19 protein-coding genes and 1 tRNA gene are annotated in these 20,368 nt (G+C 69.9%); 8 read left to right on the top strand and 12 right to left on the bottom strand.

The genetic code is table 11. The features are described 5' to 3' along the window. Positions 1-24: 24 nt before the first annotated feature. The gene (locus tag EDD92_RS18400; RefSeq protein WP_123965350.1) at positions 25-894 is read left to right on the top strand and encodes a spermidine synthase; all 870 of its coding nucleotides are present in this window, start codon (positions 25-27) and stop codon (positions 892-894) included. A gap of 150 nt (positions 895-1,044) precedes the next feature. Here the strand turns inward: EDD92_RS18400 and EDD92_RS18395 are convergent, their stop codons facing one another. Beyond that, positions 1,045-1,545 (bottom strand): hypothetical protein, encoded by a 501-nt coding sequence (locus EDD92_RS18395; RefSeq protein WP_123965349.1) that lies wholly within the window; start codon positions 1,543-1,545, stop codon positions 1,045-1,047. Positions 1,546-1,656: 111 nt separating this feature from the next. Between EDD92_RS18395 and EDD92_RS18390 the strand changes: the two genes are divergently transcribed. The 3 genes from EDD92_RS18390 (at position 1,657) to EDD92_RS18380 (ending at position 5,354) form a co-directional block, all read left to right on the top strand. After that, entirely contained in the window at positions 1,657-2,376 is a 720-nt protein-coding gene (locus EDD92_RS18390) for a response regulator transcription factor (RefSeq protein WP_123965348.1), read from the top strand. After that, on the top strand, positions 2,373-3,776 hold the full coding sequence (locus EDD92_RS18385) for a HAMP domain-containing sensor histidine kinase (protein ID WP_123965347.1): 1,404 nt from the start codon (positions 2,373-2,375) through the stop codon (positions 3,774-3,776). The genes EDD92_RS18390 and EDD92_RS18385 overlap by 4 nt, the downstream gene beginning before the upstream one ends. 129 nt (positions 3,777-3,905) lie before the next feature. Further along, a complete protein-coding gene (locus tag EDD92_RS18380; RefSeq protein ID WP_123965346.1) occupies positions 3,906-5,354 on the top strand; it encodes a cellulose binding domain-containing protein in 1,449 nt (482 codons plus the stop codon). 79 nt (positions 5,355-5,433) lie between these two features. Here EDD92_RS18380 and EDD92_RS18375 read toward each other — a convergent pair whose 3' ends face one another. From EDD92_RS18375 to EDD92_RS18360, 4 genes are all read right to left on the bottom strand, one after another. After that, positions 5,434-6,873, bottom strand: coding sequence for a GH1 family beta-glucosidase (locus EDD92_RS18375; protein WP_123965345.1), 1,440 nt, complete (start codon positions 6,871-6,873; stop codon positions 5,434-5,436). A 145-nt stretch (positions 6,874-7,018) separates the two neighbouring features. Continuing rightward, positions 7,019-7,924, bottom strand: a complete 906-nt coding sequence (locus EDD92_RS18370) for a carbohydrate ABC transporter permease (protein ID WP_123965344.1) — start codon at positions 7,922-7,924, stop codon at positions 7,019-7,021. Further along, the gene (locus EDD92_RS18365; RefSeq protein WP_123965343.1) at positions 7,911-8,945 is read right to left on the bottom strand and encodes a carbohydrate ABC transporter permease; all 1,035 of its coding nucleotides are present in this window, start codon (positions 8,943-8,945) and stop codon (positions 7,911-7,913) included. The genes EDD92_RS18370 and EDD92_RS18365 overlap by 14 nt, the downstream gene beginning before the upstream one ends. Next, positions 8,942-10,264 carry an ABC transporter substrate-binding protein gene (locus tag EDD92_RS18360; protein WP_123965342.1) on the bottom strand — a complete coding sequence of 441 codons (1,323 nt, stop codon included), beginning with the start codon at positions 10,262-10,264 and terminating at the stop codon, positions 8,942-8,944. The genes EDD92_RS18365 and EDD92_RS18360 overlap by 4 nt, the downstream gene beginning before the upstream one ends. A 387-nt stretch (positions 10,265-10,651) precedes the next feature. Here EDD92_RS18360 and EDD92_RS18355 point away from each other — a divergent pair, with 387 nt between their 5' ends. Beyond that, on the top strand, positions 10,652-11,695 hold the full coding sequence (locus EDD92_RS18355) for a LacI family DNA-binding transcriptional regulator (RefSeq protein WP_123965341.1): 1,044 nt from the start codon (positions 10,652-10,654) through the stop codon (positions 11,693-11,695). Positions 11,696-12,141: 446 nt separating this feature from the next. Next, positions 12,142-12,933, top strand: a complete 792-nt coding sequence (locus EDD92_RS18350; RefSeq protein WP_123965340.1) for a serine/threonine-protein kinase — start codon at positions 12,142-12,144, stop codon at positions 12,931-12,933. Here EDD92_RS18350 and EDD92_RS18345 read toward each other — a convergent pair. The 5 genes from EDD92_RS18345 to EDD92_RS18325 form a co-directional block, all read right to left on the bottom strand. Further along, positions 12,922-13,419, bottom strand: a complete 498-nt coding sequence (locus tag EDD92_RS18345; protein ID WP_185124053.1) for a GNAT family N-acetyltransferase — start codon at positions 13,417-13,419, stop codon at positions 12,922-12,924. The two genes, EDD92_RS18350 and EDD92_RS18345, sit on opposite strands and share 12 nt — an antisense overlap. 81 nt (positions 13,420-13,500) lie before the next feature. Continuing rightward, positions 13,501-13,573 (bottom strand) — tRNA-His (locus EDD92_RS18340). Positions 13,574-13,677: 104 nt separating this feature from the next. Next, entirely contained in the window at positions 13,678-14,280 is a 603-nt protein-coding gene (gene orn / locus EDD92_RS18335; protein WP_037885792.1) for an oligoribonuclease, read from the bottom strand. A 110-nt stretch (positions 14,281-14,390) separates the two neighbouring features. Next, positions 14,391-15,626, bottom strand: a complete 1,236-nt coding sequence (locus tag EDD92_RS18330) for a helix-turn-helix domain-containing protein (RefSeq protein WP_123965339.1) — start codon at positions 15,624-15,626, stop codon at positions 14,391-14,393. A gap of 378 nt (positions 15,627-16,004) precedes the next feature. Beyond that, positions 16,005-16,337 (bottom strand): hypothetical protein, encoded by a 333-nt coding sequence (locus EDD92_RS18325; protein WP_123965338.1) that lies wholly within the window; start codon positions 16,335-16,337, stop codon positions 16,005-16,007. Between the two features lie 372 nt (positions 16,338-16,709). Here EDD92_RS18325 and EDD92_RS18320 point away from each other — a divergent pair, with 372 nt between their 5' ends. Then, on the top strand, positions 16,710-17,237 hold the full coding sequence (locus EDD92_RS18320; protein WP_030943951.1) for a universal stress protein: 528 nt from the start codon (positions 16,710-16,712) through the stop codon (positions 17,235-17,237). A 150-nt stretch (positions 17,238-17,387) separates the two neighbouring features. Further along, positions 17,388-17,954 carry a GPR1/FUN34/YaaH family transporter gene (locus EDD92_RS18315; protein WP_123965337.1) on the top strand — a complete coding sequence of 189 codons (567 nt, stop codon included), beginning with the start codon at positions 17,388-17,390 and terminating at the stop codon, positions 17,952-17,954. 168 nt (positions 17,955-18,122) lie between these two features. Here EDD92_RS18315 and glmS read toward each other — a convergent pair whose 3' ends face one another. Beyond that, positions 18,123-19,940: a glutamine--fructose-6-phosphate transaminase (isomerizing) gene (gene glmS, locus EDD92_RS18310; protein WP_123965336.1), complete on the bottom strand. Its 1,818-nt coding sequence runs from the start codon at positions 19,938-19,940 to the stop codon at positions 18,123-18,125. A gap of 14 nt (positions 19,941-19,954) precedes the next feature. Then, complete coding sequence (locus EDD92_RS18305) at positions 19,955-20,212, bottom strand: hypothetical protein (protein WP_123965335.1); 258 nt, start codon at positions 20,210-20,212, stop codon at positions 19,955-19,957. Positions 20,213-20,368 lie beyond the last annotated feature (156 nt).

Genomic DNA, 20,368 nt, shown 5'->3' with positions numbered 1-20,368 from the left:
CTCAGGGCTGCCGATAATGGCGCAATGGGAAAGTCCAGGAACCCCCGGCGCGGAAGCGGCGGCGCCGAAGCCGTCGTCGAGGCCGTCGACGGCGGGCTCGCCGAACTCATGCCTGACCGGGACCGGGCGCGGGCCTGGACGCTGCTGATCGACGGGGCGCCGCAGTCGCACGTCGATCTCGACGACCCCTCCTACCTCTCCTTCGAGTACCAGCGCCGGCTCGGGCACGTCATCGACCTCGTCGCACCGGCCGGGAAGCCCGTGCACGCCGTGCACCTCGGCGGCGGAGCCCTCACCCTCGCCCGCTACGTCGCCGCCACCCGCCCCCGCTCCACCCAGCAGGCCGTCGAGCGGGACGCCGCGCTCGTCCAACTGGTCCGCCGTGAGCTGCCGTTGGACCCGAACGCCCGGATCAGGGTGCGTTCCGTCGACGCCCGCGAAGGGCTCTCCAAGGTGCTCGACGGCTGGGCCGACCTCGTCATCGCCGATGTGTTCAGCGGGGCCCGCACGCCCGCCCACCTCACCTCGACCGAGTTCCTCGACGACGTCCGCCGGGTCCTGAAGCCGAGCGGTTGCTACGCCGCCAACGTCGCCGACGGGCCGCCGCTCGCCCACCTGCGCGGCCAGATCGCCACCGCGGCCGCCCGTTTCCCCGAACTCGCGCTGGTCGCCGACCCGGCCGTGCTGCGCGGCAAGCGCTTCGGCAACGCGGTCCTCGTCGCCTCCGACACCCCGCTGCCGGTCGCGGAACTGACCCGCCGGGCCGCCTCCGACCCGCACCCCGGCCGGGTTGAACACGGCCGCGCGCTCCTGGACTTCACCGGCGGGGCGACCCCGGTGACGGACGAGGCGGCGATCGCCTCACCGGCGCCGCCGCCCTCGGTGTTCCGCTGAGTGAGCGCTCCGCTGGGTGTGCCGAATTGCGGCTCCGCCGCGGGGCCGTGATTGGCTGTCGATCGCCTGCGGGTCCGTCGTGGTTGGTCGCGCAGTTCCCCGCGCCCCTTTGGGGCGCCGCCGAACCGTAGCGGACTGCGCCGGACCCTCTTAATAGTTGCCGACTTCCACATGCGGCGGTCCGTCGTGCCAGGTGCAGATCACCGAGACCTTGTTCGTGCCCGAGGTGAACTCCACCCGGATCCAGGTTTCCGTCTTCCACGTCTGCATCGACCAGCCGGTGTCCGGGGTCGCCATGACGAGCGTCGCCGCGGTCCTGCCGAGGTCGAAGACCACTCGCCCGCCGTCGGTGTCGTAGCTCTTGACCTGGCCGGATGCGGTGGGCGTCGGGGTAGGGCTCGGTGTCGACGGCCTGGGCTTCGGGGAGGGCGTGCGCGACGCGCTCCTGGACGGTGACGGCGACGGCCGTTTCGTCGACGACGCCAGCGGCTTCGACTCCTGTGTGGTCGCGTCCGCCGCCGTGATCGGCAGGGCGCGCGGCGGGTCGTACGCCGTGCCCGCCATCACCGTGTGGACGCCCCACCACGACAGCGTGACCGCCGCGCCCGTGGCGAGCGACCAAGCCAGTACGTGTACGAGTCCTCTGCGCATCGCGGGCCATACTGCCTCACGTGTCCCACGGGTGTCCCGTCCGTTGTCCACAACCGAAGAGTTGTCCACAGGCTCCGATGTGCCTCTTTCGCATGGCGTACGGTGCCGCGCATGGCAAGTGTGCTCGTGGTCGAGGACGACCAGTTCGTACGCTCGGCGCTGATCCGGCACCTGACCGATGCCGCGCACACCGTGCGCAGTGTCGGGACGGCGCTGGAGGCGCTGCGCGAGGTCGCCCATTTCCGTTTCGACGTGGTGATTCTGGACCTGGGACTGCCCGATCTGGACGGGTCCGAGGCCCTGAAGATGCTGCGCGGCATCACCGACGTGCCTGTGATCATCGCCACCGCGCGGGACGACGAGACGGAGATCGTCCGGCTGCTCAACGCAGGCGCCGACGACTACCTGACCAAGCCCTTCTCCGTCGAGCACCTCTCCGCCCGGATGTCCGCGGTCCTGCGACGGTCCCGGTCCGCCCCCTCGGACGCCCCGCCGTCCACCGTCCTGCGGGTCGGCGGCCTCACCGTCGACCCGCTGCGCCGCCAGGCCGAGCTGGACGGCGTCCGCCTCGACCTCACCCGCCGCGAGTTCGACCTGCTCGCCTTCCTGGCCGGCCGGCCGGGCGTCGTCGTCCCCCGCAAGGAACTCCTCGCCGAGGTGTGGCAGCAGTCGTACGGCGACGACCAGACCATCGACGTCCATCTGTCCTGGCTGCGGCGGAAGCTGGGCGAGACCGCCGCGCAGCCGCGCTATCTGCACACCCTGCGGGGCGTCGGCGTGAAGCTGGAGCCGCCCGCCGCGGAGTCCGAGGGATCGGGGCCGCCGCGATGAGATGGGCACTGGTCAAGGTCTGTCTGGCGGTCACCGCCATGGTCGTGGTCGCCTTCGCGGTGCCGCTCGGGCTCGTCATCAAGGAGATGGCCCGCGACCGCGCCTTCTCCAACGCCGAGCGGCAGGCGGCCGCGGTCGCCCCGGCGCTGTCCATCACCACCGAGCGCGACCAGTTGGAGCGGGTCGTCGCCTCCGCGGGCTCGGACTCCGGGATGGCCGTGCACATACCCGCGGCCGCCGGACAGCCCGCCGTCGACATCGGGCGGCAGCGCGCCGCCCGCGAGGACATCGCGACCGTGCGCAAGCTGGGCCGCGCCTCCACCACCGCGGTCTCCGGCGGCTCCACACTGCTCCAGCCGGTCGCGTTGAGCACCGGCGCGATAGCCGTCGTCGAGGTGTACGTCCCGGAGTCAGAGGTCAGCAACGGCGTCGCTACGGCGTGGGCGGTGCTCGCGGGTGTCGGGATCGCCCTGATCGTCGGATCCGTCGCGGTCGCCGACCGGCTGGGCGTACGGATGGTGCAGCCCGCGCAGAAGCTGGTCGAGAGCGCACACGAGCTGGGGGAGGGGAAGCTGGGAGCGCGGGTGCCGGAGGAAGGGCCGACCGAACTGCGGCTGGCGGCGGTGGCGTTCAACTCCATGGCCGACCAGGTCGTACAACTCCTGGCGAACGAGCGGGAGTTGGCGGCGGACCTGTCCCACCGACTGCGCACCCCGCTGACCGTGCTCCGCCTCAACGCGGCCTCGCTCGGCGACGGACCGGCCGCCGAGCAGACCCGGGCCGCAGTCGCCCAGCTGGAGCGCGAGGTCGACACCATCATCCGCACCGCCCGGGACGCCAAACCGCAGACCGCGGCCGCCGGTCCGGGCGCCGGATGCGACGCGGCCGAGGTGGTCCGCGAGCGGATGGCGTTCTGGTCGGCACTCGCCGAGGACGAGGGCCGCAAGTGGCGGATGGCCGGCGCCGACCGGCCGGTGCGCATACCCGTGGCCCGGGCGGACCTCGCCGCCGCACTGGACGCCCTGCTCGGCAACGTGTTCCGGCACACCGCCGAGGGCACGGCCTTCGCGGTCGACCTGCACAACGGCGAGGACGCGGTGATCGTGCTGGTCTCCGACGCCGGTCCCGGGATCCTGGATCCCGAGGCCGCCATGGCGCGCGGGCAGGGCTCCGGCAGCGACGGATCCACCGGACTCGGCCTGGACATCGTGCGCCGGCTCGCCGAGTCGACCGGCGGCGACGTACGGATCGGGGCCTCGGTGCTGGGCGGGACCGAGGTGCGGATCTGGATCCAGCTGGACGGGCGGGAGCGGACGCCAGGACGGGGCCACCGCTCCGTACGGCGACGCCGACAGAAGAAATTGGTCTCTACCTTTAACCGTCCCCGATCCCTTCCTTAAGCGCACCCTAAGATCCTCAACCCCCGTCCGGATCAGGCACTTTGCCCGATTCCAGCTCGCTAGCGTGCTGCCGCACCCACCCCCGGGAAACCCCGTGAATCCCCGCGAACAGCGAAGGCAGGCACGCGCATGAGCACGCACCGGCGCAGGATCAGTGGCAGAAACAAGGCGATCGGCGGAGCTGTCGCCGCGGCTGTGATCGGTGGCGGCGCGCTCCTGCTCACCGGTACCGCACAGGCGGCCGGCGTGGGCGCCGCGTACACGAAGACCAGCGACTGGTCGACGGGTTACACCGCTCAGTACGTCGTCACGAACAACACCGGCCAGACGGAGAAGAGCTGGAAGCTGGAGTTCGACCTGCCGTCCGGCGCCAGGCTGAGCTCGCTGTGGAACGCCGAGTCCAGCGTGAGCGGACAGCATGTCACCGTGACACCGGCCAAGTGGGACACCGACGGCCTAGCGCCCGGCAAGTCCGTCACCGTCGGCTTCGTCGTCAACGGCACCGGAGACCCGAACAGTTGTCTCGTCGACGGCGCCAAGTGCTCCGCGGACGACGGCCCGACGCCCGAACCGAGCGGCCGCCCGACACAGTCCGCGACACCGACGCCCACTCCCACCGCCACCAGAACGTCGACCCCCACGGCCACCCCCACACCGTCCCAGAGCTCCGGCACCGGCACCAAGGCAAGCACCGGCTTCGCCCCCTATGTCGACACCTCCCTCTACCCCGCCTTCGACCTCCTCGCGAGCGCCGACGCGACCGGCGTGAAGAACTACAACCTCGCCTTCATCACCGACGGCGGCGGCTGCACGCCCAAGTGGGGCGGTGTGACCGACCTCGGCAGTGACGGGGTCGCATCACAGATCGGCGCGCTCCGCGCCAAGGGCGGCGACGTCCGCGTCTCCTTCGGCGGCGCCTCCGGTTCCGAACTGGCGACGACGTGCTCCTCGGCGGACGCGCTGGCCACGGCGTACGGCAAGGTCGTGGACCAGTTCAAGCTGACCAAGGTCGACTTCGACGTCGAGGGCGGCGCGCTCCCGAACACCACGGCGAACACGAACCGCGCGAAGGCGATAGCCAAGCTCCAGGCGGCCCACCCCGACCTGGACGTCTCCTTCACCCTCCCGGTCATGCCCGAGGGCCTCACCCAGGACGGAGTGAACCTCCTCTCCAACGCCAAGTCCAACGGCGCGAAGATCAACACCGTCAACATCATGGCCATGGACTACGGCGCCTCCTACAGCGGCGACATGGGCACCTACGCCGAGCAGGCGGCCACCGCCACGCAGGCGCAGGTCAAGAGCGTGCTCGGCCTCTCCGACGCCGCCGCGTGGAAGGCGGTCGCGGTCACCCCGATGATCGGCGTCAACGACGTCTCGTCCGAGATCTTCAAGGTCGACGACGCCACCCGGCTGACGGCCTTCGCCAAGTCCAAGGGCCTCGGCGGTCTCTCCATGTGGTCGGCGACCCGCGACAAGCAGTGCGACGGCGGCACCAAGCCCACGGCCGACGCCACCTGCAGCTCGGTCGTCCAGGACAAGTTCGCCTTCTCGAAGGCGTTCGGGGCCTTCAACTGACCACAGGCACAACCGACCACCGCACAACGGGGGTCGATGCGCCCCGGCCGGACCTCCCCCCACCCGGCCGGGGCGCTGCTCAGTCGGCCTCCACCGCAGGCAACGTCCCCGTCCGCGCCGCCTGCCCGTACCAGAGGGCGCTCGACTTGGGCGTACGAGTGAGGGTGGCGTAGTCGACATACACCGCCCCGAAGCGCTTCTCGTAGCCGTACGCCCACTCGAAGTTGTCCATCAGGGACCACAGGTAGTAGCCGCGCACGTCCGCCCCGTCGGTGATCGCACGGCGCACCGCCGCGAGATGCTTCTCCAGGTAGGCGATGCGCTCGGGGTCGTGGACGCGGCCGTCGGGGTCGGGCTTGTCGTCGTAGGCCGCGCCGTTCTCGGTGATGTACAGCGGCAGTCCGGGCGCCTCCCGCGAGTACCGCATGATCAGCTCGTGCAGGCCCGTCGGGTCGATCGTCCAGCCCATCTCGGTGCGCTCGCCCGGGGTCTGGTGGAAGGCGACGTCGTCCGCGCCCGGCCAGGGGGAGTGGTCGCTGGCGCCGTGGCCGTCGGCGCGCGGACCGCTCGGGTCCGCCTCGGCCGCCGAGACCAGCGCGGGCGTGTAGTAGTTGAGGCCCAGCGCGTCCAGCGGCTGGTTGATGGCGGGCAGGTCGCCGTCGAGGACGTACGACCAGTCGGTGATCAGCTCGGTCGCCGAGAACAGGGACTCCGGGTACGCCCCGTGCAGGATCGGGCCGTGGAAGACGCCGTTGGCCAGGTCGTCGATCTTCCGCACCGCCGCCAGATCCGCCGGGTCGTGCGGCGAAAGGGGCCTGACCACCGAGGAGTTGAGGCTGAGCGCGACCGAGTTGCGGGCCGGCATCACCGACCGCAGCGCCGAGGTGCCGAGCCCGTGCGCCAGGTTCAGGTGGTGCGCGGCCCGCAGCGAGGCCTCCGGGTCCGTCCGGCCCGGCGCGTGCACCCCGGAGCCGTAGCCCAGAAACGCGCTGCACCACGGCTCGTTGAGCGTGATCCACTGCTCCACGCGGTCGCCCAGCGCCTCGCCCACGATCTGCGCGTACTCGGCGAACCTGAGTGCCGTGTCCCGCTCCGGCCAGCCGCCCGCGTCCTCCAGCTCCTGCGGCAGGTCCCAGTGGTAGAGGGTGACGGCCGGCTTGATGCCGTGCTCGAGCAGCTCGTCGACCAGCCGCCGGTAGAAGTCCAGGCCGACCTGCACCGCAGGCCCCCGGCCCGTCGGCTGCACCCGCGACCAGGAGATCGAGAAGCGGTAGGCGGTCAGGCCCAGCTCGGCCATGAGCGCGACGTCTTCGCGGTACCGGTGGTAGTGGTCGACAGCGATGTCACCGTGCTCGCCGCCGGCGGTCCTGCCCGGCGTATGACTGAAGGTGTCCCAGATCGAGGGCGTACGACCGCCCTCCCGCACCGCCCCCTCGATCTGGTACGCGGATGTCGCGGCGCCCCAGAGGAAGGCGGGGGGAAAGGTCACCGGGGTCGCCGGCTGTGCGGACTCAGGCATGGAAGCGCTCCCATAAGTGGTCGTCGAGACCGAAGGTTGGAGGGGAGGGGTGGGGGAGGGACAGGAGGAGGAGAGGGGCCGAGGCGGCGCTGACCCGGCCCCGGGGGCGTACAACGACGTACGGCAGCACCGGATGACGAGGCGTTCAGCCCTTGATCGCGCCCTGCATGATGCCGCCCACGATCTGCTTGCCGAACAGGATGAACGCGATCAGCAGCGGCAGCGTGCCCAGCAGCGCGCCCGCCATGATCACCGCCTGGTCGGGGACGTAACCGGTGCCGAGCGAGTTGAGGGCGACCTGCACGGTCGGGTTCTGCTGGTTGAGGGCGATGATCGGCCACAGGAAGTCGTTCCAGGCGAACACGAAGGTCAGCAGGCCGAGGACCGCCATCGCGGGCCGTGCGGCAGGGAAGACCACGTGCCAGACGACTCTCAGGCTGCTCGCCCCGTCCACCCGGGCCGCCTCGATCAGCTCGGTGGGCAGCGCCTGCACCAGGTACTGCCGCATGAAGAACGTGCCGAAGGCGCTGACCAGGGTGGGCAGGATGACCGTCTGCAGCTGATTGGACCAGCCCAGGTCCGCCATCCATAGATACAGGGGTACGACGGCCAGTTGCGGCGGGATCATCATCGTGCCGATGGTCAGCAGCAGCAGGGTGCTCGAGAACCTGAACCGCAGCTTGGCGAAGGCGAACCCGGCGAGCGTGGAGAACAGGACCGTACCGAGGGTGATGGTCCCGGCGACGATCGTGGAATTGACCATCGCGGTGCCGAGTCCGGCCTGGTCCCAAGCGGCCTGCAGGTTCTTGAACAGGTTCGCGCCGAACCACAGTGGCGGCGGTGACTGCGCGAGCCGTTCGTTGTTGCGTGACGCCGCGACGGCCGTCCAGACCAGCGGGGCCAGCGAGATCAGTGCGAAGAGCGTCAGGACGATGTAGGTGACCGGACCCGCGTGCATCTGCTTGCCCGCGCCGAGCACCCGGCGGCGTCCGGGGCCACGGCCCCCGCCCTTCACCTTTGCCTGAGGGAGTGTCAGTTCACCGGTCGTCATGGGACTTCCTCAACCGTCGGGTGATCAGCAGGTTGACCGCGGCGACGATCAGCAGGATCAGGAACATCGTCCAGGCGATCGCAGAGGCCTTGCCGAGGTTGCCGATGCCCCAGCCCTGGTCGTACATGTACAGGCCGAGCGTCTGGTACTGGTGCGCGGAACCGCCCTTCGAGCCGCTGACCCCGCCGAACAGGAGCGGCTCACCGAACAGCTGTGTCGCGCCGATCGTGGAGACGACCACCGTGAACAGGATCGTCGGCCGCAGCATCGGGATCGTCACATGGCGGAACTGCTGCCAGCGGCCCGCGCCGTCGATCGCCGCCGACTCGTACAGGTCGGAGGGGATCGCCTGCATGGCCGCGAGGTAGATCAGCGCGTTGTAGCCCGTCCACCGCCAGATCACGATCGTGGAGACGGCGAACTGCCCGCCCCAGTCGGACTCGCGCCAGTTGATCGGGTGGACCCCCACGAAATGGAGCAACCAGTTGATCATGCCGCCGTCCCACGAGTACAGCAGCGTGAAGACCAGCGTCGCCGCCGCCACCGAGGTGGCGTACGGGGTGAGCATCACGACCCGCCACAGGGTCGAGCCGCGCAGCCGGTAGTTGAGCAGATGCGCGATCCCGATCGCCATCAGCAACTGCGGAACCGTGGAGATCACGCCGATGCTGAACGTGTTCTCCAGGGCGTTCCAGAAGAACTCCGAGGACAGCAGGTTCTTGTAGTTGTCCAGCCCGGCCCAGGTCTGGTGGTCCAGACCGGACAGCTGCACGTTGTGCAGCGAGTACCAGGCCGTATAGAGGAGCGGGACGAGCCCGAAGGCCCCGAAGATGATGAAGAAGGGGGCGATGAACGCGTACGGGGACGCCTTCATGTCCCAGCGGTACAGCCGGCTGCGCCATGAGTCGGGGCCCGGCGGTGTACCGCGACCGTGAGCGCCCCGGGCCGCGCCCGGCGGGATGCCGGGCGCGGCCTCGGCGCTCGACGCGGAATGCGCGAGAGCCTGCTTGGAGCTGGTCACTGGCCGAGCACGTCCTTGACCTCGTTCTTGGCCGCGTCCCAGCCCTGTGTCGGGCTCTTGCCCTTCTGCTCGACCTGGAGGATGCCGACGTCGGTGATCGCCGTGTTGATCGGCTGGTCCTTGATGCCGAAGTACTGGACCGGGATGGTCTTCGCCGAGTCGGCGAAGATCTGCGTGATCGGCGCGTTCGAGAAGTAGGCCAGGGTGTCCGCGGCCGGCTTCAGGGTCGAGTACGCCGACGGGGTCGACGGGAAGCTCGCCTGCTTGGCGAAGACCTTCGCCTGCTGCTCGGGCGCGGTCAGCCACTTCGCCAGGGCGACGGCCTCCTTCTGGTGCTTGCCCGCCGTCGGCACGCCGAGGAAGGAGCCGCCCCAGTTGGACGCGGTCGGGGCCGCCGCCACGTCCCAGTTGCCCTTGCCGGAGGCACCGGACTTCTGCTCGATGTAGCCGATCATCCACGCCGGGCAGGCCACCGTCGCGAAGGTGCCCTTGGCGTAGCCCTGGTCCCAGGTCGGGTCGAACTGCTTCAGCTTCGCCGACATGTCGCTGGTCGCCACGGACATGGAGACGTCCCAGGCCTTCTTCACGCCGTCGGACTTGTCCCAGACGACGTTGCCGTCCTTGTCGTAGTAGCGCTCGGTCCCGCCGCCGAGGGCGGCGTTGTAGACGGAGGAGGCCGAGTCCACGAACTTGGTGCCCTTCGGCGCCTTCCTCATGTACTCCTTGCCCACGTCCACGTACTTCGCCCAGTCGCCCTTCCACTGCGCGGCGAGCTTGGTGCGGTCCGTCTCCAGGCCGGCCTTCTTGAAGAGGTCCTTGCGGTAACAGATCGCCATCGGGCCGACGTCCGTGCCGAGGCCGATCAGCTTGCCGTCCTTGGTGGTGGCCTGGGCGTTCTTCCAGTCCAGCCACTGCGACTTGTCGACGTCCTTGCCGAGGTCGACGAACTTGCTGCCCTGCGTCTGCACGGCCTCGGTGACGTTGCCGACCTCGATCGCCTGGATGTCGTCGGTGCCGGAGCCCGCCTGCAGCCGGGTGAGGACCTTCGGCCAGTACACGTCGGTACGGGTGGTGACGTTCTCCTTGATGCTGATGTCCGGGTGCAGCTTCATGTACTCGTCGTAGAGCCCGGCCTGCTTGTAGCCGAACACACCGAAGGTGCCGATGGTCAGTGTGGTCTTGCCCTTGGCGTTGCCGCCGCCGTCGTTCGACGAGCTGTCGTCCGAGTCCTTGGAGCAGCCGGCCAGCAGCCCCGTGGTCAGCGCGGCGACGGCCGCGAGGGCCATCAGCCTGCGGGACCGTCGGGTACTCGTGCCCATTTGCGTCCTCCTGTTGCCTGACGTGCCGACCCCCCGGCCAACTGCATTGTTGGGCCCGTTCATTCTCGCTGCGGCTCGGGCGGGGAACGTGCGGGATGTGTATGTGTCAGGTACTGTGGGAGCGCTCCCACAAGTGATGTGTTGAAGGTTCGTCGGTTCGAGCGGGGGTGTCAAGGGAGTCGGCGTGGCGAGATGTGTTCAGTTATCGGGCTGTTAACTGGACGAAAGGAATCCGGTACCGGTCGGGTTTTCCGGCCCGCCCGGCGTCTGATGGCGAGGCTGCCAGGCCGAACGGGGGTCCGGGGGCGGAGCCCCAGGGACGGCCACTGATCCCCCGGGACTGTTAGATTCCAGGCCAGCTGCAATAACGGCGGAAAGGGCGTAGCCATGTCGCGGAGCCGGAGCGGTGGTCGGCCCACCCTCGAAGAGGTCGCCGCGCGCGCGGGCGTGGGCCGCGGCACGGTCTCCCGGGTGATCAACGGCTCGCCCCGGGTCAGCGACGCGACCCGCGCGGCGGTCGAGGCGGCGGTGGCCGAACTCGGCTACGTCCCCAACACCGCGGCCCGCGCTCTCGCCGCCAACCGTACGGATGCGATCGCCCTGGTCGTCCCCGAGCCGGAGACCCGCTTCTTCGCGGAGCCGTACTTCTCGGACATGCTGAAAGGCGTCGGCGCCGAGATCTCCGACACGGAGATGCAGCTCCTGCTGATCTTCGCGGGCAGCGACCGCGAGCGCCGCCGGCTGGCCCAGTACCTCGCCGCCCACCGTGTGGACGGCGTCCTGCTGGTCTCGGTGCACGCGGACGACCCGCTCCCCGACCTGCTGGCCCAGCTGGAGATCCCCGCGGTGATCAGCGGCCCCCGGTCCGCCGCCGAGACCCTGACCTCGGTGGACTCGGACAACTACGGCGGCGGCCGCTCGGCGGTCGAGCACCTGCTCTCCCGGGGCCGCCGCAAGATAGCCCACATCACCGGCCGCCTCGACGTCTACGGCGCCCAGCGCCGCGTCGACGGCTACCGCGACGCCCTGAGCGAGGCGGGCCAGGAGGTCGACGAACTCCTCATCGAAACCGGCGACTTCACCGAGGAGGGCGGCCGCCGGGCGATGACGAAGCTGCTCGCCCGCTGCCCCGACCTGGACGCGGTCTTCGCGGGCTCCGACGTGATGGCGGCCGGCGCCCGCCAGGTCCTGCGCGAGGAGGGCCGCCGCATCCCCGACGACGTGGCACTGGTCGGTTACGACGACTCGGCCATCGCCCGCCACATGGACCCGCCCCTCACCAGCGTCCGCCAGCCCATCGAGGAGATGGGCCGCCGCATGATCGACCTCCTCCTCGGCGAGATCGCCGACCGCCGCCCGGCCGTCTCCCGCGACCTGGAACGCCGCCAGGTGGTCCTGGCGACGGAACTGGTGCCGCGTACGTCTTCCTGACCGAGGTTCGGTCATACGCCGTCACAGCCCCGTTCCGCCAGGTCGAACGCCGCATCGGCCGCAGCCACGGGATCCCCGGAGGCGGCGCGCCTGCGCATGGAAGTGGGCCGACGAGCCGTGAGCGCCGCGCATGTGTCCGCGGGTGCCTGTGGGGTCGCGTTCCGGGGCCTGGTTCCGTGTCGTTGCGACGGGGCCGCCGCCGTGTGGGTGTTCAGGTGCTCGTGGCCGACCGGGGCGACAGGACCGGCGGGGGCTTGCCGAGGTGGTGTGCCTGCGGGGTGAGGTGGGGCGGCGAGTGGTGAGTGCGGCGCTTGTGCGTGGGGGTGCTTGTGGGGTCGCGTGACGGGCCTGGTTCCGTGTCGCTGCGGACCGGGGTGCCGTCATGTCGGTGGCCAGGTGCTCGGAATCAACGGCCTCCGACCGTCCGGGAACGCATGCTGGCTCCCATGACTCCCCATCCCCTGCTGGACGCCCACGATGTTCCTGCCGTCGAGCCGTACCTCCGTACGGTGGGCGAGGTGTTCCGTGCCTTTCGCGAGCAGGACTCGGGCTGTGTGTCGTACGGGGTTCTCCTCCCGGACGGCCGGCGCTGGTTCGTCAAGGAGGCGGTGACGGACCGGGCCCAGCGGTCCCTGGACCGGGCCTGGGCCTTCCACCGGGTGTTACGCCACCCGGTGGTCGTCCCCCAGCTCCACCGCATCGCCGTACGAGGAAGCAGTCGTACGGCGACGGTGATGCCCTGGTGCAAGGGCGAACCTCTCTACGGCGCCACCGCCCGCTCCCGCTTCCGCGCCCTCCCGGTCCCCCGCGTCCTGCACGCCCTGGACCGCATCCTCGACGCCCACCTGGCCGTGGAGGCGGCGGGCCACGTCGCGGTCGACCTCTACGACGGCGCCTTCCTCTTCGACTTCGACGCCGATGAACTCCACCTCATCGACCTCGACGAATACCGCCCGGGTCCCTTCGTCCTGACGGAGGCCCGGCTCCCCGGGTCCCGCCGCTTCATGGCCCCGGAGGAGTGGAGGCGGGGTTCGGTGATCGACACCCGTACGACCGTCCATGTCCTTGCCCGTACGGCCCGTCTCCTCCTGGACGCCGATGACGACGAGCGCGCCTGGCGGGGTACGGCGGCACAGCTGGCGGTGGTGGAGCGGGGGACGCGGTCGGATCCGGGCGAACGGTTCGCGGGCGTACGGGAGTTGGCGGCGGCGTGGCGGGCGGCGACGTCAGCGGGGTAGCGAGAGCCGCCACCGCTGCTCGCCGTCCTGCGCCTCGCCCGTCGGGACGAGCCCGGCCGCCCGGGCCACGGCTGCGGAGGCGAGGTGCTCGGGACGGATGTGCGCGAGGACCGTACGCACGGACTGCTGCCGCAGCCGGCCGACGAGCCCGCGCGCCGCCTCCGAGGCGAAGCCGCGCCCCTGCCACGGGGTGCCGACGACCCAGGCGATCTCCGCGACCGTCCCGACGACCGTTGCCTGGACGGTCCCCACCAGCCGGGACTCCTCCCTCTCCCGCAGCACCCAGTTGCACCAGGAGACGGCGGGATCGGGGGAGCCGGCGACGAGGCGTTCGTAGCGGACGCGCAGGGCCGCGGGGGAGTACGGGCTGCCGCCGATGAAGGTGTGCAGTGCCGGGTCGGAGAGGACGTCGGCCATCTCGTCGGCGTGCGAGACGCGGAGGGGGAGCAGGTCGAGGCGCGGGGTGCTGATGGTGTCGGCGTACACGGCGGCCTCTCGGTGAACGAATCAGCCGGGAAACGAATCAGCCGGTGACCCTGTTCCCAGGGTCACCGGCTGATTACTCAGGGTGAGTGACGGGACTCGAACCCGCGACATCCTGGACCACAACCAGGTGCTCTACCAGCTGAGCTACACCCACCACGACCGGCGGTCTACTTCGTGGTTTTCCGACCGGCCGAGAAAAAGTGTACAGGGTCCGAAGGGGTGCTCGCGCACGCCTTTTGCGGTGCCCCCTCGGGGTCCTTACTCCGCAGGAAGGACGTGCTTCGCGGCGATCGACCTGGCGGTGTCGGAGTCGGGGCCGGGCTGCGGCACGAAGATCGCCTCGCGGTAGTAGCGCAGTTCCGCGATGGACTCGCGGATGTCGGCGAGGGCGCGGTGGTTGCCGTTCTTCTCGGGGCTGTTGAAGTAGGCCCGCGGGTACCAGCGGCGGGCGAGCTCCTTGACGCTCGACACGTCGACGATCCGGTAGTGCAGATAGTCCTCGAGCGTCGGCATGTCGCGGAGCAGGAAGCCGCGGTCGGTGCCGACCGAGTTGCCGCACAGCGGGGCCTTGCCGGGTTCCTTGACGTGTTCGCGGACGTAGGCGAGGACCTGTTCCTCCGCGTCGGACAGTGTCGTGCCACCGGCGAGTTCGTCCAGCAGCCCGGACGCGGTGTGCATCTGACGCACCACCTCCGGCATCGTCTCCAGTGCCTTGGACGGCGGACGGATGACGATGTCCACACCCTCACCGAGGATGTTCAGCTCGGAGTCGGTGACGAGGGCGGCCACCTCGATGAGAGCGTCGTCGGACAGCGAGAGGCCGGTCATCTCGCAGTCGATCCACACCATGCGATCGTTCATGCGACCACCCTAAGGCTGGCGCCCGCAAAATCGGCCCCTCTGGTGTTCGAGGAGCAGGGGTACGGGGAGGAGGGGGCGGGTGGCCTCGGCCACCCGCCCCCTCTCCGCCGTCACGTACCGCTGCGCTGCCCCGGCAGGCTCGCCCGGCTCGTCACATAGGCCTCGCGGCCGTTCTCCGCCGCGGCTGCGGCGGAAAGCGACGCACCCGACCCGACGGCACTCGCCGCAGCGCGCCGGCTCTGCAGCGGAACCGGCCCCTCCGGATGCAGCAGGGGTGCAGGCCCCGGCGCCCCTGCCGCACCCTCCATGTCGGCCGGCTTGTCGCCCTGCGGACGGCGAGCGCGGTACGCGGCACGGTAGGCGGCGGGAGACGACCCCAGCTGACGGCGGAAGTGTCCGCGCAGGGCCACCGGCGAGCGGAAGCCGCAGCGGCCCGCGACCTCGTCCACCGAGTAGTCCGACGTCTCGAGCAGGCGCTGCGCCTGCAGCACCCGCTGGGTGATCAGCCACTGCAGCGGGGCGCTGCCGGTGAGCGAGCGGAACCGGCGGTCGAAGGTGCGCCGGCTCATGTACGCACGCGCGGCGAGGGTCTCCACGTCGAACTGCTCGTGGAGGTGCTCCAGCGCCCAGGCGACGACCTCCGCGAGCGGGTCGGCACCGATCTCCTCCGGTAAAGACCGATCGAGGTAGCGCTCCTGACCGCCCGAGCGGCGCGGCGGTACGACCAGACGCCGGGCCAGTGCGCCCGCCGCCTCGTTGCCGTGGTCCGTCCGCACGATGTGGAGACAGAGATCGATTCCGGCCGCCGTACCGGCGGAGGTGAGCACGTCGCCGTCGTCGACGAAGAGCTCTCTCGGATCGACGTGCACCGACGGGTAGCGCTTGGCCAGCGTCGGTGCGTACATCCAGTGTGTGGTCGCGGGGCGGCCGTCCAGCAGGCCCGCCGCCGCCAGCACGAAGGCGCCGGTGCACAGCCCGACTATGCGGGCGCCCTCCTCGTGCGCCCGGCGCAGTGCGTCGAGCGCTTCCTCCGGCGGCGGAGACGTGATCGAGCGCCAGGCCGGCACGACGACCGTGCCGGCGCGCGATATCGCCTCCAGGCCATGTGGCGCGGTGAGTTCCAGGCCCCCTGTGGTCCGCAGTGGGCCTTCCTCGCCGCCGCACACCAGCAGTCGGTAGCGCGGCACGCCGGCGTCCTGGCGGTCGATCCCGAACACCGACAGCGGTATGGAACTCTCGAAGATGGGGCCGCCGCTGAACAGCAGCACCGCGACGATCTCCTTGCGGCGTCGCCCGGAAAGCTTCCGGGCCGCGGCTTCCGGCGCGGCAGTGGAGTCGTGGCTCATACTGCTAAGCCCCCCTCGGTGGTCGCGGCTCCTCGGTTGTGTCGCTCCTGCACGTTTCCCCTCGGTCCTGCACGAGTCCCCCGCCGTAAGACGTCAAGATCGAATCTACTGTGTCGCGTGGTGCCGGTGTGAGCCAGTTCGGCAACCGGCACATTGTCGACTTGGCAACTTGGCGTGAAGCATTCGATCACGAAGCGTTGCACTCGCGGGCCGTGCAGGGAAGTGCGCCTTGTCGCAGTGGCCAATCCACGTAGGGTGCGTGGGGTCCCCGAGCCCCTTTCTCTGCAGGTGGAACGGGGGTTGGGGGGTGGTCGGGGCAAGGGATGCGCAGTGTCCGGAAGTTGGCTGAAAAGCGTCGGACGCGTGCGCGGAAACCGGTCAGCCGACCGGTGTACTTCCCCCAGTGTGACGCCTGCCTCTGTGAGCACCCGTGCCGCTTCTGTGATGGCGGCCCCGGCGGGACGTGTGATCCTCGCTCGGCGGGCGGGCCGCCACGCGCTCGGACTGGCGCAGCAGCAGTCGGCACACCGCGGTGACGGCGGCGAGACCGAGCGCCGTGCCCGCGGCGCCGGCGAGCGAGGTGCCGTACCAGAGAAGGACCACGGGGACGAGGACGCAGCTGAACGCCGCCCAGCGGACGACATCGGTCGCGGTGTCCTGGGGCGGGGCGGTCGCGCGGGGAGTCTCGGTGGTGGGGTGCGGTCCGGACATGCGTGCTCCCTGGGGCCTGGGTCTCGGTGTTCAACGCGTGTTCGACCGGGCGGTCACTGTACGCCGGTCGCCGCCGGCCCCCGGGGGCAAGTGAACCCTGTGCAAACCGCCTGTACAGCGCAGCAACCATTGCGTTACGGGCGCACCCTCGTGCATGCTCCCTGGAACCCCCACGACGGGGGTCCCCCTGCTCGGGCGAAGCCGAGAGTGGGGGAGTGGGCGGGATCTGGGCTAAGGAGGCGTGCCGCCGTACCCTTGGGGGTATGGGGTTGGGAAGATGATTCCCGGACACAGCTCCGCCGCACATGCTGCATTCGTCAGCGAGCTCCGCTCGCGGGCCCTCCCATAAAGGATCAAAACGCCGAGACAGCCATGGCCGGTCACGAATTCTTCGAACCCGCGGACCGCAAGCGCCCCGTCGCCGACCCCACGGCGGCCGAGCCCCAGGCGGCCGAAGAGCCACGCCATTCCTGCGATCCAGCCTTCAAGCACGGCGTGGTCGTCGGCTTCGACGGCTCCACGTCCAGTGAGCGCGCCCTCGCCTACGCGATCGGCATGGCCCACCGTTCCGGATCGGCCCTGATCATCGTGCACGTCGCCAACCGGCTGCCCACCACCGTGTGGGCCGGCTGTGAGCCACCGGTCTTCGTCGACGTGCCGGACCACCGCACCGAGGTGCTGGGGCTCGAGCTCGCCTGTGCGGACTATCTGGCCGAGGTGCCCTGGATCCTGGTCGAGCGCGGCGGCGACATCTGCCACGAACTCGAAGAGGTGGGGCGGGAGTACGAGGCGGACGCGATCGTCGTCGGCTCCACGCACGGCATCGTGGGGCGGATTTTCGGCTCCGTCGCGGGGCGGCTCGCCAAGCGGGCGAAGCGGCCCGTCGTTGTCATTCCGTAACTCCTCGTTCTCCCAGGTGAGATGCGATCCGGGAACGGTCTCCCTCCTTTGTGCAGCGCGCAAATCTACTGGCGCGTAGAGGTGTTTGTGCCTTTGTGAAGGGCATATATCGGTCACCGCACAACTGCACATGCATGAAGGGAGCCCGCCGTGGACAACGACGTCTCCGCGGGAAGCGGAACCACTACCGTGGTCGGCCGACTCGCCCTGGGTATCACCCTGTTGGCGTTCGGACTCGGATACACCGACGTGATCAATGGCGTGTCGGCCGCTGACGCCGTCTCACTGGCCCACTACGTAGGCGGCGTTGCGCTCTTCGTCGCCGGACTTCTCGCCTTCCGCGACGGTGACTCCGTCAACGGGACGGCGTACTCGGCGCTCGGCGCCCTCTGGTTCACCTGGGCCGTGACGGCCGGCAACTCGATGTCCGCCAACGCGGCGGGGCTGTTCCTGGCCCTGTTCGCCCTCGTGGCCCTGACGTTGACCCTCGCGGGCGGGGATCAACTCACGCAGGGTACGTACGGGTTGTTCTTCGTCTCCCTGGTGCTTCTCGCCATCGCGCAGTTCGCGACGAGCGGGTCGCTTGCGAAGGTGGGCGGTTGGTTTGCCGTGGCCGCCGGGGCGGTTGCCTGGTATGCGGCTACTGCGGCGCTGGCTCACTGGCCGACGGTGCTTCCGCGGCGTGCTGCCGGTCGGGGCGTGACGGCTACCGGCTAGCTGCGCAGGCTGGGGGGTTGGGCGGCTCCCCGGCGATAGAGACGGACCCCCCGTGCTTGGTGGCAGCACGTGGGGGTCCGTCATGTTGTTTGGCCTCTGCAGACCCGCAGTTCCCCGCGCCCCTAAAAGCCGTTCCCCGCACTCCCGACAGCCGGAAGGTGAAGGCTGCTACTCGACCGTTACCGACTTTGCCAGGTTCCTGGGCTTGTCGATGTCCCGCCCGAGGGCCAAAGCCGTGTGGTAGGCGAGGAGTTGGAGGGGGATGCCCATCAGGATGGGGTCCAGTTCGTCCTCGTTCTTCGGGACGACGATCGTCTCGTCGGCCTTCTCCTCGTGCTGGTGGGCCACCGCGAGGATGCGGCCGCTGCGGGCCTTGATCTCCTCCATGGCGGCGCGGTTCTTCTCCAGGAGGTCGTCGTCGGGGACGATCGCGACCGTGGGGAGGGCCGGCTCGATGAGGGCCAGGGGGCCGTGCTTGAGCTCGGAGGCCGGGTAGGCCTCGGCGTGGATGTACGAGACCTCCTTGAGCTTGAGGGAGGCCTCGCGGGCCACCGGGTAGCCCCGGACACGGCCGATGAAGAGCATCGAGCGGGCGTCGGCGTACTGCTCGGCCAGCTTCTTGATCTCCTCCTCCTGCGCCAGGATCTCGGTGATCTGGGCGGGGAGCTTGCGCAGCCCCTCGATGATCCGCTTGCCGTCGCGGACCGAGAGGTCGCGGGTGCGGCCCAGGTGCAGGGCGAGCAGGGCGAAGGCGACCGTGGTGTTGGTGAAGCACTTCGTCGACACGACGCAGACCTCGGGGCCCGCGTGGACGTAGATACCCGCGTCCGCCTCGCGGGCGATCGCCGAGCCGACCACGTTCACGATGCCGAAGACCCGCGCGCCCTTGCGCTTCAGCTCCTGGACGGCCGCGAGGACGTCGTAGGTCTCGCCGGACTGGGAGACGGCCACGTAGAGGGTGTCGGGGTCCACGACCGCATTGCGGTAGCGGAATTCGGATGCCGGCTCGGCGTCCGCGGGGATGCGGGCCAGCTCCTCGATCATCTGGGCGCCGATCATGCCCGCGTGGTACGAGGTGCCGCAGCCGAGGATCTTCACCCGGCGGATCTGGCGGGCCTCCCGGGCGTCCAGGTTGAGGCCGCCGAGGTGGACGGTGGAGAACCGGTCGTCGATGCGGCCGCGCAGCACGCGGTCCACGGCGTCGGCCTGCTCGTGGACCTCCTTGTGCATGTACGTGTCGTGGCCGCCCATGTCGTACGAGGCGGCCTCCCACTCCACGGTGGTGGGCTCCGCCGTGGTGCGGGTGCCCTCCGTCGTGTAGGTGCGGAAGTCGTCGGCCTTGAGGGTGGCCATCTCGCCGTCGCCGAGAGTCACTATCTGCCGCGTGTGGGCGACCAAAGCGGCGATGTCCGAGGCGACGAACATCTCCTTCTCGCCGATGCCGAGGACCACCGGGGAGCCGTTTCGGGCCACCACGATCCGGTCCGGGAAGTCGGAGTGCATCACGGCGATGCCGTACGTGCCCTCGATGACCCGGAGGGTCTCGCGGACCTTCTCCTCCAGGGTCTCGGCCTGGGAGCGGGCGATGAGGTGGACGAGGACCTCGGTGTCCGTCTCGGAGAGGAACTCGACGCCGTCCGCCTCCAGCTTGCGGCGCAGGTCGGAGGCGTTGTCGATGATGCCGTTGTGGACGACGGCGACCTTGCCCTCGGCGTCCAGGTGCGGGTGCGCGTTCACGTCGGAGGGGGCGCCGTGGGTGGCCCAGCGGGTGTGGGCGATGCCGGTCGTGCCCTTGAAGCGGGCCGGGACCTTGGCCTCCAGGTCGCGGACCCGGCCCTTGGCCTTGACCAGCTTCAGGCCGGCCGTCTTGGGGGACGTCACGACGATGCCGGCCGAGTCGTAGCCGCGGTATTCGAGCCGCTGCAGGCCCTCCAGCAGGAGGGGGGCCACATCACGTTTCCCGATGTATCCGACGATTCCGCACATGTATATACGTAGTCCTAGCCGTAGACGATGCGGCGCAACTGCCTGAGCGTAAGCTCCGGCGGCGCGACCGCCCGGTATTTCAGGTCCGCCTCGATCCGTTCGAAGATCTCCGCGTTCACCAGGCCCTCGGCCTGCAGCTCGCGGTGGCGGCGACGGACGTACTCCACGGTCGTCTCGTCGAAGTAGGCGAGCACGTCCTGGATCACCCGCAGTGCCTCGCCCCTGCTGAGGGGCGTGGACCGCGTCAGATGATCAACAAGTTCGTCGTGCACCCGGTAGATCCTGAGGCACCGGAGGCCGTTTCGCAAGAATCCTGCCCGATATCGGGCAAGTGGCTGTTGATGCTCTTGTGAACCTCTGTTCGCAGGCTGTCCATCCTGAGTCTTGCGCCGCGTTGCTCAAGTCGACGAGTTTCAGACGCCATGGAC

This window comes from Streptomyces sp. TLI_185, assembly GCF_003814765.1.
Classification (GTDB): Bacteria; Actinomycetota; Actinomycetes; order Streptomycetales; family Streptomycetaceae; genus Streptomyces.
Note: the sequence above shows the minus strand (reverse complement) of the source record. Positions and strands in the feature narration are given on the sequence as shown.

Coding starts and splice junctions, on each gene's coding strand:
- EDD92_RS18400 (WP_123965350.1), top strand. CDS start 25: ATGGGAAAGTCCAGGAACCCCCGGCGCGGAAGCGGCGGCGCCGAAGCC.
- EDD92_RS18395 (WP_123965349.1), bottom strand. CDS start 1,545: ATGCGCAGAGGACTCGTACACGTACTGGCTTGGTCGCTCGCCACGGGC.
- EDD92_RS18390 (WP_123965348.1), top strand. CDS start 1,657: ATGGCAAGTGTGCTCGTGGTCGAGGACGACCAGTTCGTACGCTCGGCG.
- EDD92_RS18385 (WP_123965347.1), top strand. CDS start 2,373: ATGAGATGGGCACTGGTCAAGGTCTGTCTGGCGGTCACCGCCATGGTC.
- EDD92_RS18380 (WP_123965346.1), top strand. CDS start 3,906: ATGAGCACGCACCGGCGCAGGATCAGTGGCAGAAACAAGGCGATCGGC.
- EDD92_RS18375 (WP_123965345.1), bottom strand. CDS start 6,873: ATGCCTGAGTCCGCACAGCCGGCGACCCCGGTGACCTTTCCCCCCGCC.
- EDD92_RS18370 (WP_123965344.1), bottom strand. CDS start 7,924: ATGACGACCGGTGAACTGACACTCCCTCAGGCAAAGGTGAAGGGCGGG.
- EDD92_RS18360 (WP_123965342.1), bottom strand. CDS start 10,264: ATGGGCACGAGTACCCGACGGTCCCGCAGGCTGATGGCCCTCGCGGCC.
- EDD92_RS18355 (WP_123965341.1), top strand. CDS start 10,652: ATGTCGCGGAGCCGGAGCGGTGGTCGGCCCACCCTCGAAGAGGTCGCC.
- EDD92_RS18350 (WP_123965340.1), top strand. CDS start 12,142: ATGACTCCCCATCCCCTGCTGGACGCCCACGATGTTCCTGCCGTCGAG.
- orn (WP_037885792.1), bottom strand. CDS start 14,280: ATGAACGATCGCATGGTGTGGATCGACTGCGAGATGACCGGCCTCTCG.
- EDD92_RS18330 (WP_123965339.1), bottom strand. CDS start 15,626: ATGAGCCACGACTCCACTGCCGCGCCGGAAGCCGCGGCCCGGAAGCTT.
- EDD92_RS18325 (WP_123965338.1), bottom strand. CDS start 16,337: ATGTCCGGACCGCACCCCACCACCGAGACTCCCCGCGCGACCGCCCCG.
- EDD92_RS18320 (WP_030943951.1), top strand. CDS start 16,710: ATGGCCGGTCACGAATTCTTCGAACCCGCGGACCGCAAGCGCCCCGTC.
- glmS (WP_123965336.1), bottom strand. CDS start 19,940: ATGTGCGGAATCGTCGGATACATCGGGAAACGTGATGTGGCCCCCCTC.